The 12,099-nt window shown below is 71.9% G+C and carries 10 protein-coding genes; 3 read left to right on the forward strand and 7 right to left on the reverse strand.

The annotated features are described in order from the left end of the window. Positions 1-659 precede the first annotated feature (659 nt). The 3 genes from HEP85_RS14940 to HEP85_RS14950 form a co-directional block, all read right to left on the reverse strand. Positions 660-1,541, reverse strand: coding sequence for a chaplin (locus HEP85_RS14940; RefSeq protein ID WP_248001936.1), 882 nt, complete (start codon positions 1,539-1,541; stop codon positions 660-662). Positions 1,542-1,661: 120 nt separating this feature from the next. Next, positions 1,662-1,919: a chaplin gene (locus tag HEP85_RS14945; RefSeq protein WP_168528199.1), complete on the reverse strand. Its 258-nt coding sequence runs from the start codon at positions 1,917-1,919 to the stop codon at positions 1,662-1,664. A 267-nt stretch (positions 1,920-2,186) separates the two neighbouring features. Next, a complete protein-coding gene (locus tag HEP85_RS14950) occupies positions 2,187-2,600 on the reverse strand; it encodes a rodlin (protein WP_168528200.1) in 414 nt (137 codons plus the stop codon). 249 nt (positions 2,601-2,849) lie between these two features. Between HEP85_RS14950 and HEP85_RS14955 the strand changes: the two genes are divergently transcribed. Next, positions 2,850-3,260: a rodlin gene (locus tag HEP85_RS14955; RefSeq protein ID WP_168528201.1), complete on the forward strand. Its 411-nt coding sequence runs from the start codon at positions 2,850-2,852 to the stop codon at positions 3,258-3,260. A 404-nt stretch (positions 3,261-3,664) separates the two neighbouring features. Further along, the gene (locus HEP85_RS14960; RefSeq protein ID WP_168528202.1) at positions 3,665-4,072 is read left to right on the forward strand and encodes a rodlin; all 408 of its coding nucleotides are present in this window, start codon (positions 3,665-3,667) and stop codon (positions 4,070-4,072) included. Between the two features lie 57 nt (positions 4,073-4,129). On the opposite strand, the gene HEP85_RS14965 is transcribed toward HEP85_RS14960, so the two are convergent. The 4 genes from HEP85_RS14965 to HEP85_RS14980 all read right to left on the reverse strand — a co-directional run bounded on the left by HEP85_RS14965 (position 4,130) and on the right by HEP85_RS14980 (position 11,571). Further along, positions 4,130-6,049, reverse strand: a complete 1,920-nt coding sequence (locus HEP85_RS14965; protein ID WP_369657718.1) for a long-chain fatty acid--CoA ligase — start codon at positions 6,047-6,049, stop codon at positions 4,130-4,132. A 141-nt stretch (positions 6,050-6,190) separates the two neighbouring features. Then, positions 6,191-7,894: a VWA domain-containing protein gene (locus HEP85_RS14970; protein ID WP_168528204.1), complete on the reverse strand. Its 1,704-nt coding sequence runs from the start codon at positions 7,892-7,894 to the stop codon at positions 6,191-6,193. A gap of 162 nt (positions 7,895-8,056) precedes the next feature. Further along, on the reverse strand, positions 8,057-8,920 hold the full coding sequence (locus HEP85_RS14975; RefSeq protein WP_168528205.1) for an ABC transporter permease: 864 nt from the start codon (positions 8,918-8,920) through the stop codon (positions 8,057-8,059). Further along, the gene (locus HEP85_RS14980) at positions 8,917-11,571 is read right to left on the reverse strand and encodes an alpha/beta fold hydrolase (protein WP_168528206.1); all 2,655 of its coding nucleotides are present in this window, start codon (positions 11,569-11,571) and stop codon (positions 8,917-8,919) included. The genes HEP85_RS14975 and HEP85_RS14980 overlap by 4 nt, the downstream gene beginning before the upstream one ends. A 116-nt stretch (positions 11,572-11,687) precedes the next feature. Between HEP85_RS14980 and HEP85_RS14985 the strand changes: the two genes are divergently transcribed. Next, positions 11,688-12,098 (forward strand): GNAT family N-acetyltransferase, encoded by a 411-nt coding sequence (locus HEP85_RS14985; protein ID WP_168528207.1) that lies wholly within the window; start codon positions 11,688-11,690, stop codon positions 12,096-12,098. The last annotated feature ends 1 nt before the right edge of the window (position 12,099 follow it).

Genomic DNA, 12,099 nt, shown 5'->3' on the forward strand with positions numbered 1-12,099 from the left:
GCTTTCTCCTCCTCCACTGACACCAAGTCATATAAATACCCATTCCGCCAACAGAGGCGTCATCTTTGCGGCACACCGGTCACCCACGAGGGTGACCGAACCGAGGGGAAATTCCGTGCCGCTGCAGGGTGGAACGGTCCTGGAAATGTGCGTGGCCGCCGATTACACGGGAATTCCCGTCCGTGGATCGCACCCTTGTCCGCGGGACACGCCCGGCGTGAGCGGCACGGGCGTCGCCCCGGCGTTGCTCCGAGTGGCCGCGCGTCCATCTCGTCCGGCGGTGCTCATCCCGATGGATGACGCGAGCGCCGCGGCCCGCGCGTCGGCGGGCGGCGTACGGCTGGGGCCGGGGCTGGAGGCGGTGGGGCAGAGAGGCGGCGCGGCGCCGCCGGAGGCCGAACGTCACGTCGCGGGCGACGGGTTCGGGGGCGGCCCGCTAACGGCTCGGTCCGCTCGTCGACGAGCGGCGCAGGAGTCTGGCCGTAGTCGCCGACGGCTCGCCCGCGGCCGGCCGGGACCTCGGGTCCTCGGTGCCGGGTCTGTTCATGACGGCCCCGGGAACAGACCCGGGACCGGCTCGCACGACGAGCTCGGGTGCCGGACACGGCAAGGCGTCCGGCACCCGAAGCGTCGTACGGGCATCCTGCTGGTGCCGCGTACTAGCGACGCGACGTGGCTCGGCCTCGCCGGTACAGGACGGCGCCGCCGATCAGCAGCGCTGCACTGGCGGCCGAGAACCCGAGTACGTCCTCACTGCCCGTCTGGGCCAGGGTGGGAGGACCGGGCGGGGTGACGGGCGGCGTCACCGGCGGAGTGACGGGAGGCGTCACCGGCGGAGTGACGGGAGGCGTCACCGGCGGAGTCACCGGCGGAGTCACCGGCGGCGGGGTGGTGGGCGGCGGCGGAGTCACCGGCGGCGTCGTGGGAGGCGGCGGGGTGTCGCCGTAGCCGTTCTCGCAGTCGTCGCCGAACGCGGGGTTGCCGATGCCGACCACGTTCACCGAGTCGCCGCAGGCATTCACCGGGATGTCCACCGGGACCTGCACGTTGTTGCCCGACCCGATGCCGGGCGAACCGTGCGTCTCGCTGTGCGCCCAGGCGCCGGAGCCGTGGGAACCCGGACCCAGCGGGCCGGAGTCGTCGAAACCCGTACCCGGGGTGCCGGAGCCGTGGGTGCCGGAGCCCGGGAGGCCGCCGTGGTGGCCCGACTCGTCGTGGTACATGTGCCCACCGCCGTGGCCGGGGCGGCCCACCTGGTGGACGGGCTGATGCGTCACGCCGCGCGGCCCCTGCGAACCCGAGCCGTTGGCGCAGGAGTTCCCGAAGGCCGGGTTGAGCGTGGCGATCACGTCGACGGTGTTGCCGCAGGCGTTCACCGGCACGTTCAGCGGAACCTGAAGCGTGTTGCCCGAACCGACGCCGGGCGAGTCCGCCGTGCCGCCGCCAGCCTGCGCGTCCGCGAACGCGGGGGTGCCGTACAGGGACAGGATGCTCGTCGTGGCCGCGGCCATGACCATTCCCTTGCTCAGGGTCTGTCGCAATCTCTTGTCCTCCCTGTGTGAAGAAGTGAGAAGTGAGAAGTGAGGAAGGCCGGCCCCGGAACCGGAAAAGGCGATCCAAGGCCGGCCGTGACACAGCCGGGTGGCTGGTGTCCTGTCGCGTCAGTCGTTGGCGCAGCGGCTGCCGAGGGCCGGGTTGAGCAGGCCGATGACGTCGATCGAGTCGCCGCACAGGTTGACGGGGACGTGCACGGGGACCTCGATCACGTTGCCCGAGAGGACACCCGGGGAACCCATGGCGACGCCCTCGGCACCGGAGTCCGCGAAGGCCGGGGCGGCCATACCCAGGGCCATGATCGCGCCGGCGACGACAGCAGCGCTCTTCTTGTGCTTCACGTGCTTTCCCTTCTCTGCGGTCATGCCCCTATGACGGCCGAAGCCGAGCGAGCACAACAGGAACGGCTCGCTTCATGACCTGCAGGCTGTAAACGAGGCCGGGACGCCCGAAGAAACTGCGGAACGCATGCCCTTTGGGAATTCACTCGAATTGCCCTGTTTCCCTGGCGGGACCGAGGCCGCACAAGAGAAGAAACGCTTCCCTGAATTGCCGGAAAGAGCAGCGGACCGCCCGCGTCGAACGCGACGGGCGGCCCGAGCCTCTTCGAGGCGAAGATTCAGCGGCGACGGTCAGTGGTTGCCGACACCGTTGCCCGACAGGACCGGGATGTCGTCCACCAGGTGCGACAGCGGCTCGTCGCCCTTGGCCTGGGTCGAGTTCTCGGCGCACTGCTGGTTCTGCGGGGCCGACAGGACCGGAATGTCCTGGACGGCGACGGGCACGAGGACCCCGACGAGCGAACCGGCGTTCGCCTTGGCCGGCAGGCCGACACAGAGCTTGTTCAGCGTGCCCTGCGCCAGGCTGAGCTGCGGGCTCATGTTGCCGCCGGTCACCGAGTTGCCGAACGACTCGGTGGCGCCGTTCCCGCTGACGGAGGTCGTGCCGTTGTCGTCACCGATGGCAAGCGCCTGGGGCGCGGCCGCCGCCGAGACACCGACGACGGAAGCGGCGACCGCCGCCGCGGCCATTGCCTTCTTGAACATTTCGCGTTCCTTTCCTGGCAGAGACACGTGTTCCTGCCCTGGCATCAACCCGGCGGCCTCGCATTGGTTTCGGTGATTCACCCGGTTGGCCCGTTCAGCGGCCGGGAATGCGCGGGAATCCATCGCGCGCGCGAGCCCGGAGGCCCTCTTCGATGTGCGCCATCGGAGTGAATGGGAGCAACCAAGGCCGTCCGCCGCAGTTGACCAGTGCGCTCCGGTGGACGGGGTTTCTCCAGAAGGGACTAGCTAGTGATCAAGAAGGTTATGGCCGCCGCCGCGGTCGCCGCTTCCGTCGTCGGCGTTTCCGCCGCGGCCGCGCCGCAGGCGCTGGCCATCGGAAACGACGGTGGCACGACGTCCACCAGCGGTAACGGTGCCACTCAGTCGTACGGCAACTCGGCGACGTTCGGCAACATGAGCCCGCAGATGGCGCTCATCCAGGGCTCGCTGAACAAGCCCTGCATCGGTCTGCCGGCCAAGGCGAACCTCGGCTCGCTCGTCGGCGCCGTGCCGATCGCCGTGCAGGACGTCCCGATCCTGTCGGCCCCGCAGAACCAGCAGTGCGTCGAGAACTCGACCCAGGCCAAGGGCGACGAGCCGCTGTCGCACATTCTGGACGACATCCCGGTCCTCTCGGGCAACGGTATGGGCAACAGGTAGTCCACTTCCTGAGTTCCCGTCAGCGGGCCGCCGAACATTCGGCGGCCCGTCGGCGTTTCTCCGGACCTTCCGACTCTTCACACATTCGGCTCGTCATGTGTTCGGGTCTTCGGTCGTTCGGCTCTTCACGCGTTCCCCTTTTCGACTCTTCACCTTTTCGGCTCTTCACCTCTCCACCTCTTCGTCCCTTCCGCTCCTCGGGCAAATTCCTTTCCCGACCGCACGATGCGCCCCGCTTCGGTCATGGCGTCTTCTTTCGAGGGAGCTCACCGGCGTACACGAGGCGAATCGAGCTCCCCGGGCGCTGCGCCGAATGGGGCACAACCCGAAACCCCGTCACAGTTCCCCCAGTTGATGATCATGCAGCTCCTCCCCCAGGAGTCCGCTTTTCGAAGGGAACGAACATGAAGAAGCTGTGGGCAACCGCCGCTATCGCCGCTTCCGTCGCCGGCATCGCGGCCGCGGCCGCCCCCCAGGCCCTGGCGATCGGTGACGACGGTGGCACCACGTCGGTCAGCGGCAACGGAGCTACCCAGTCGTTCGGCAACTCCGCCACGTTCGGTGCCATGAGCCCGCAGCTCTCGCTGGTCCAGGGTTCGCTGAACAAGCCGTGCGTCGGCCTGCCCGCGAAGGTCAACGCCGGTTCGCTCGTCGGCCTGGTCCCGATCGCCGTGCAGGACGTCCCGATCCTGTCGGCCCCGCAGAACCAGCAGTGCGTCGAGAACTCGACCCAGGCCAAGGGCGACGAGCCGCTGTCGCACATCCTGGACCAGATCCCGGTCCTCTCGGGCAACGGCGCCAACAACGGCTGATCCCCGCACCCCGCGGAGCGGGTCGTCGAGCATCTCGACGGCCCGCTCTTCGCGTGTTCAGGTCCCGTACAGCGCCTCGATCTCGGCCGCGTAGGCGGCCGCCACCGCATGGCGCCTGACCTTCAGGGACGGCGTGAGCAGCCCGTTGTCCTCGGTGAACTCGCCCGCCACCAGGGCGAAGGCGCGGATGGACTCGGCGCGCGAGACCGCCTCGTTCGCGTGGTCCACGGCCCTCTGCACGTCGGCGCGCAGCAGAGGGTCTCTCACGAGTTCGGACAGCGGGGTGCCGGCGGGCCGTCCGCGGACGGCGAGCCAGTGGGCGACGGCGTCGGGGTCGAGGCTGATCAGGGCGGCGACGAAGGGGCGGTTGTCGCCGACGACGACACACTGGCCGACGGGCGGACGGCTGCGCAGCCGGTCCTCCAGGACGGCCGGGGAGACGTTCTTGCCGCCCGAGGTGACGAGAAGGTCCTTCTTGCGGCCGGTGACGGTGAGGTAGCCGTCCTCGTCGAGGGCTCCGAGGTCGCCGGTCGCGAACCAGTCGTCGCGCAGGACGGCGTCGGTGGCGGCCGGGTCGTTCCAGTAGGAGCCGAAGACGACAGGGCCCTTGACGAGGACCTCGCCGTCGTCGGCGATACGGACCGCGGTGCCCGGGACCGGGAGGCCGACCGTGCCGGGGCGGGGACGCAACGGCGGCACGATCGTCGCCGCGGCCGTGGTCTCCGTCAGGCCGTACCCCTCGTAGACGATGACGCCGGCGGCGTAGAAGAACAGATTGAGGTTGCGGTCGAGCGGGGCGCCGCCGCTGATGGCGTAGCGCATGCGGCCGCCGAGTTCCCTGCGGATACGTCGGTAGACCAGCAGGTCGTACAGCGCCCACGCCGCGTACAGGCCGGGGCGGGGGCCCTTGCCCGTCCCCAGGAACTTGTCCAGGCAGGCCTGTCCGAAGCGGACGCCGACGCGGTCGGCGCGGTCGAAGGAGGCCCCGCGGCCGATCCTCTCGGCGGTCGCCCGCCCCGTGTCGTGGATCTTCTCGAAGAGATAGGGCACACCGACGAGGAAGGTGGGGCGGAACTGCCGCAGCGCGGGGCGGAGTTCGTCTGGCTTGATGCCGGGGCAGTGGCCCAGTTCGATCCGTGCCGTCAGACAGGCGATCTGGAGGGCGCGGCCCAGGACGTGGGCGAGCGGGAGGAAGAGCAGGGTCGAGGCGGTCTGGCCGGTGACCTCCTTGAAGATCGGGTGCAGCAGTTCGACCGTGTTGGCGGCCTCGGCGTGCAGGTTGGCGTGCGTGAGGACGCAGCCCTTCGGCCGGCCGGTGGTGCCGGAGGTGTAGCAGATCGTCGCGACCGTGTCCGGGGTGAGCGCGGTGCGGCGCCTGGTGAGTTCCTCGTCGGAGATGTGCCGTCCCTGGGCGGCGAGTTCGGCCATCGCGCCGGCGTCCAGCCGCCGCACGTCCGGGGGTTCGGGGTGCCGGGCGGTGCCGGTGGCGACGGTGTCCGCGTTCTCGGCCGTCTCGACGACCACGAACCGTGCGCCCGAGTCCCTGACGATCCACTCCACCTGCTCGGCGGAGGAGGTCGCGTAGACCGGGACGGTGAGGCCGCCCGCCGCCCAGATCGCGAAGTCGAGGACCGTCCATTCGTAGCGGGTACGGGACATCAGCGCGACCGGGCCGCCGGGTTCGAGGCCCGCGGCGATCAGGCCCTTGGCGGTGTCGGCGACTTCCCGGGCGAAGGCCGCCGCGGTGACCGGGCGCCAGGTGGTGCCCTCCATTCGGCGCAGGACCACGGCGTCCGGGGCCTCGGCCGCGTTGGTGAGAGGCAGGTCGGCCAGGCTGCCGGTGGCGGGCCGCGGCGCGAGCGGTGCGGTGCGCACCTCGCGCACCGCACCGCTCGCGTCCCTGATCAGCTCGATCCCGGCGCGGGCCGCCAGGTCGCCCCGCCGCCGTGCCCGTCTCAGATCCTTGCGTACGCCCATGACGGCTCCACCAGGTCGCGGGGTTCTTGCCCACTCGCGAGTCAACTTACCGAGTCGTAAAGGAAGTTCAATGGTCGCGGACGCGCGAGGCCGAGAGGTCGAGAGTCCGTGGGGCTGCGACCGGGTCGCCGGTCCGCGCCGTCAGCCCGCCAGTCGGCTCGCCCGCTCGACCGAGTCGGCGAGGTCGCGCACCGCCCCGTCCTCGGCGGCGGACGCCACCGTACGGGCCCGGCGCGCGAGTTCGGACAGCGGGAGCGCGCCCGGCAGCGCGCTCCCGTGGTCGCCGCCGGTGCGCAGGGCGTCGGCGAAGTACGCGGCCACCGCGTCGACCTGGAGGCGGGGTGCGGAGGTCCACAGGTCGTCGTCGAGGGAGCCGGTCTCCAGTTGGCCGGACTCCTCGTGCGGGGCGCGGGTTCGGGGGTCGAGCCAGCGCACGCTCGCGGTGGCGAGGTGCCCGGAGGCGCCGGGCCGGGTGCGCACGGCGTAGAGCGCGGTGACCGTGTGGCCGGGACCGATCTCGCCGCCGTCCACCCGGTCGTCCCGGAAGTCCTGGTCGGCCACCTGACGGTCGTCGTACCCGATGAGCCGGAACTGCCGTACGGTCCCCGGGTCGAAGGCGACCTGCGCCTTGGCGTCGCGGGCCGTGAGGTCGATGTTCTCGGGGAGTTGCTCGCAGAAGACCTTGCGGGCGTCGTCGTCGTTCGAGACGTACGTCGTGTGGCCGTCGCCCTTGTCGGCGAGGCGCTCCATGAGGGCGTCGCCGTACTCGCTGCCCACGCCGACGCCGAAGAGGGTGATGCCGTGCTCGCGGCGGGCGCCGGAGATGCGCTCCAGGATGGTGTCCGCGTCGGTCTCCCCGGTGTTGGCGAGGCCGTCCGAGATCAGGACGACACGATTGGTGGCGCCCTTGCGCAGGCCCTCGACGGCCGTGTCGTACCCGGTGCGCACCCCCGCGCCGAGGTTGGTCGACTCCGTCGGTTCGAGCCCGTCGATCGCGTCGTGGACGCGGCCGCGGTGGTGGCCGAGGCGGGTCATCGGCAGCACGGTCTCGGCCTCGTCGCTGAAGGTGACCAGGGCGACCGAGTCGTCGTCGCGCAGCCGGTCCGTCATCACGCCGAGGGAGTCCTTGGCGAGGTCGAGCCGGCCGGGTTCGCCCATGGAGCCGGAGACGTCGATGACGAAGGTGAGGGCGGCGGGCGGCCGTTCGCCGTCCCGCGCGGCCGTGCGGGTGGCGAGACCGACGCGGACCAGTGACCAGTCCTCGTCCCGGGTGCGGGCGCCGTCGACGGTGACGGAGAAGCCGTTGCCGTCGGGGCGCCGGTAGTCCTGGCGGAAGCTGTTGACGAACTCCTCGGGGCGGACGGTGGCGGGGTCGGGCAGCCGCCCGTCGTCAAGGGCTCGGCGGGCGTAGCCGTAGGAGGCGGTGTCGACGTCGAGGGCGAAGGTGGAGAGGTAGTCGGGGGACGGCGCGATATCCCTTCGCGCGTCGCCCGTCTGTTCGCCGTCCGGCTCGCCCTGGCCGGAGCCCGAGGTCCGGTCCGGGGCGGGCAGCGGGCCCGCGTATCCGCCGGACCCGCGCGCCGCGCCGTCCGCGGAGCTGTGGCTGCCGCCGCTCCCGCTGCAGCCGGTGAGCAGCAGGCCGCCCGCGAGGATGAGGGCGAGCAGGGTGCCGCGCGGTCGCCCCGTCCACCCGGGGCGCTCCGACCGCCCGGCGTGTTCCGGCCACCCGGCGTGTTCCGACCGATCGAGGTGTTCCGGCCACCCGGCGCGCTCGGGCCGTCCCGGGTGTTCGATCCGTCCAGGACGTACCGTCCGCCACGGTCGCCGTATGTGGTCGTTCCCCATCCGTGCCCCCTCGGTGAGTCGCCCGCCGGCCCGTGTACTGGGCCGATGTCTGTGACTGTGACGTCCGAGGGGGCTCCGGCGTGCGACACGGAGCGTTGCGGATGGATCTCGAAGCGGCCACGAAGGGCGGCCGTCGAGACCGGTAGGTGACGCTCCGGAGATCTACGACACGATGTCCTTGCGCCGGAAACCCCGGAAGGCCAGGGCGAACAGGACCAGCGCGTACGTTACCGAAATCGCCGTGCCCTTGATCATGCCCGCCCACTCCAGTTGCGGCTGGACGGCGTCGGCCCACGCGAACTGCCAGTGCGCGGGGAGGAAGTCGCGCCAGTGGCCGAGGGCGGTGACGGCGTCCAGGACGTTGCCCACGATGGTCAGGCCGACCGCGCCGCCGACCGCGCCCAGCGGGGCGTCCGTCTTGGTCGACAGCCAGAACGCGAGCCCCGCCGTGACCAGTTGGGACACGAAGACGTACGCGATGACCACCAGGAGCCGCTGGGTCGCGGTGCCCGTGGACAGCGCGCCGCCGGTGGGGATCTCCAGGGGGCCCCAGCCGTAGGCCGCGGTGCCCACCGCCAGCGCGACGACCGGCAGCAGCACCATCGCGGCGAGGCTGAGGCCCAGCGCGACGGTGAGCTTGGACCACAGGAGCCGGGTCCGGGGCACCGGGGCCGCCAGCAGATAGCGCAGCGAGGACCAGCTCGCCTCGGAGGCGATGGTGTCCCCGCAGAACAGCGCGACCGGGATGACCAGCAGGAAGCCGGCGGACACGAACAGGTTCACCGCGGCGAAGTTCGCGCCCGACGCCGTCGCCGTGTCCATCAGCGTGACCTGCCCGTTGCGTGAGCCGGGCCCGCCGCCGATCGCGAACGCGACGACGAGCACGAAGGGCAGCACCGCCAGGATCGCCCCCATGACGAGGGTGCGGCGGCGCTTGAGCTGCCGCAGCAGCTCGACGCGCAGGGGCAGCGTGTGCCGCGGGCGGTAGCCGTCCGCGGTCTCGGCCCGCTCGGTGAGCGTGCTCATGCGGCACCTCCGATCAGGGTGAGGAAGGCGTCTTCCAGGCGTCGGTGCGGGCCCACCGACGCGACCGGAACTTCGAGTCGTACGAGTTCCACGACCAGGCGTTCCGCGCTGCCGTCCGCGTCGAGGCGGACCAGCAGCCCGCCCTCGGCGGCGACGGCCGAGGCGACGCCCGGCAGCGCGCCGACCTTCTCGACGACCGGGCCGTCCACGGGGGAACCGGTGCCGACGAGGAGGGTGTCGCCGGAGCCGACGATCTCGCTCACCGGGCCCGCCTGCACCAGCCGTCCGCGGTCCATGACCACCAGGTGCGTGCAGGACTGCTCGACCTCGGCCAGCAGATGGCTGGAGACGATGACCGTGCGGCCCGCCGCGGCGTAGCGGATCATGACTTCGCGCATCTCCCGGATCTGGGGCGGGTCCAGGCCGTTGGTCGGTTCGTCCAGGATCAGGAGGTCCGGCATGCCGAGCATGGCCTGGGCGATGGCGAGGCGCTGGCGCATGCCCTGGGAGTAGGTGCGGACCGCGCGGGCCAGCGCGTCGCCCAGCCCCGCGATCTCCAGTGCCTCCGCCAGGTGCGCGTCCTCGGGCGGACGGCCCGTCGCCCGCCAGTACAGCTCCAGGTTCTCGCGGCCCGAGAGGTGCGGCAGGAAGCCGGCGCCCTCGACGAAGGCGCCGACCCGGGAGAGGACCGGCGCGCCCGGCCGGATCGCGTGCCCGAAGACGCGGATCTCGCCGCCGTCGGGCTTGATCAGGCCCATGAGCATGCGCAGGGTCGTCGTCTTGCCCGCGCCGTTCGGTCCCAGGAGTCCCAGGACCTGGCCTCTTTCGACGCGGAACGACAGGTCGCGTACCGCGTACCGGTCCGCGGACTTCGCGTACCGCTTGCTCAGGTCGGTGATCTGCAGCGGGACTTCGGCGAGGGCCGGGTCGGGCACCCCGGGCGTCATACGGCGGCGGCCGGTCAGCAGGAGTGCCAGGGCGACCAGCGCTCCGGCCAGGGGCAGCCACCACACCCACGAGGGCAGGGGCGCCGCGGCGGTCCGCACGCCGGGCGCCGTCGGGACCTTCAGGTCGCTCCTGAGGGAGACGGTGTACGTCGCCGGGGCGGCCGGTGAGGCGTAGCCGAGGTCGGTCGAGGCGAGCACCAGCCGCAGCCGGTGGCCCTTCTGGATCTCGTGGTCGATCGCGGGCAGGACGATCGTGACGTCCTTGCCCGCCTTGGCTCCCGTCACCCGCAGCGGGGCCGCCAGCTGGGCCGGCAGCACCGGCTGGGCGCCGCCCGGGCCGACGTCGTACACCTTCCCGAAGAGGACGGCGTCGTCGGTGGTGGACGTGACGTGGACCTGCACGGTCGGCGATCCCGTGACACGCAGACCGGTGCGGACGGGCGCGGAGTCGAACCGCGCGTACTGGCCCGGGAAGTCGAGGGAGACACCGACGCCGAGGGAGGAGAGCTGGGAGAGGCCACCGGCGCCGCCGAGTCCGGGGAGGGCGGAGATCGCGGGTGGACTCGCGCCGGCCGGGTTCTGGAAGCTCTGCTCCCGGCCGGTGCCGAGCCGGACCGTGCGCTCGGTGCCCTCCAGGCCGGGGTACGCGTCCGCGCTCGCGCCCTTGAGCTGCACGGCGCCGTCGGTGGAGTCGATGCCTCCGGTGCGGGTGACGCGGAACGCGGGGCCGGTGTCGGCGTTCTTGTCGTCCTTCAGATAGCGGTCGAACCAGGAACCGACGCGGGCCTCGACCCGGCCGGTCTCCAGGTCCCCGCCGTCGTGGCCGCCGGCGATCCAGTCGACGTCCACGGGCGCGCCGTTGGCGCGGATCGCCTTGGCCATGGCGTCGGCCTGGCCGAGCGGGAAGAGGGAGTCGGTCTGCCCCTGCGTGATCAGCGTGGGGACCTTGATGCGGCCGGCGACGGCGGACGGGGAGCGGGCCTCGATCAGGGCACGGGCCGCGGCGTCCGGCTTCCCGGCCTCCGCGACCCGGTTGTACATGGCGCACAGCTGGGGCTCGAAGTGGGAGCAGCCGCCGCCGGAGTTGATGAAGACGCCGGCCCAGAGCTTCTTGAAGACGCCGTTCGGGAAGAGGGCGTCCGCCAGGTTCCAGTACGTGATCGACGGGGCGATCGCGTCGACCCGCGGGTCGTGTCCGGCGGCCAGCAGTGAGACCGCCCCGCCGTACGAGGCACCGGTGACGCCCACGCGCGGGTCGCCGGCCTTGTCGAGCCGGACCTCCGGGCGGGCGGCGAGCCAGTCGATGAGCTTCGAGACGTCGGCGACCTCGCCCTCGGGGTCGTTCAGCCCGATCCTGCCGCTGGACCGGCCGAAGCCGCGCGCCGACCAGGTGAGCACCGCGTACCCGTCGCGGGCGAGCTTCTCGGCCTCCGGCCGGACGTCGTCCTTGCTGCCGCCGAAGCCGTGCCCGATCAGCACGGCGGGGCGGCGGCCGGAGCCGGCGGTGAAGTACGAGGTGTCGATGCGCACCCCGCCGCCCATGGCCATGACGCGGTCGGAGCGGTGGACGGCCGGCCCGTCGTCCGAGGCCACAGCCGTCCACGTACCGGCGCCGGCGAGCACGACGACGGCGGCCGCCGCGGTCGTCCACCGGCGCCGCGTCCGCGGCGCGGGCCCACGCAGTCGGGGCAGTCGAAGATCCATGCGTCAACGGTACGGGCCGCCGCCGACGACCGATGCCGCCGCCGGTCGGAACCCTCGCCCCTCCTGCGGGAGTAGACGTCGGCTCCGGCGTACCGCGCCCGTGGTACGAACGCCCCATGGAGATTCGCCGCGCCACCTCCGTCGCCGAACTCGTGGCGGCCGAGCACCTCTTCGACCACGCCGTTCGCCCCGAGTGGGCCCGGCGCTTCCTGGACTCCCCGGGTCATCACCTGTTCCTGGCCCACGAGGACGGCGGCCCGGTGGGATTCGTCAGCGGTGTCGAGACCGTCCATCCCGACAAGGGCGCCGAGATGTTCCTGTACGAGCTGGCGGTCGCCGGGCCCTTCCGGCGTCGCGGCACCGGTCGGGCCCTGGTCCTGACGCTCGCCGCGCTCGCCCGGGAACGCGGCTGCTACGGGATGTGGGTCGGTGTGGACACCGGGAACGACGTCGCCCTCGCCGCGTACCGCAGTGCGGGTGGCGAGGACGACGGGACGTGCACGGTGGTGACGTGGGACTTCACGTGAG

This window comes from Streptomyces sp. RPA4-2 (assembly GCF_012273515.2).
Lineage (GTDB): Bacteria > Actinomycetota > Actinomycetes > Streptomycetales > Streptomycetaceae > Streptomyces > Streptomyces kaempferi.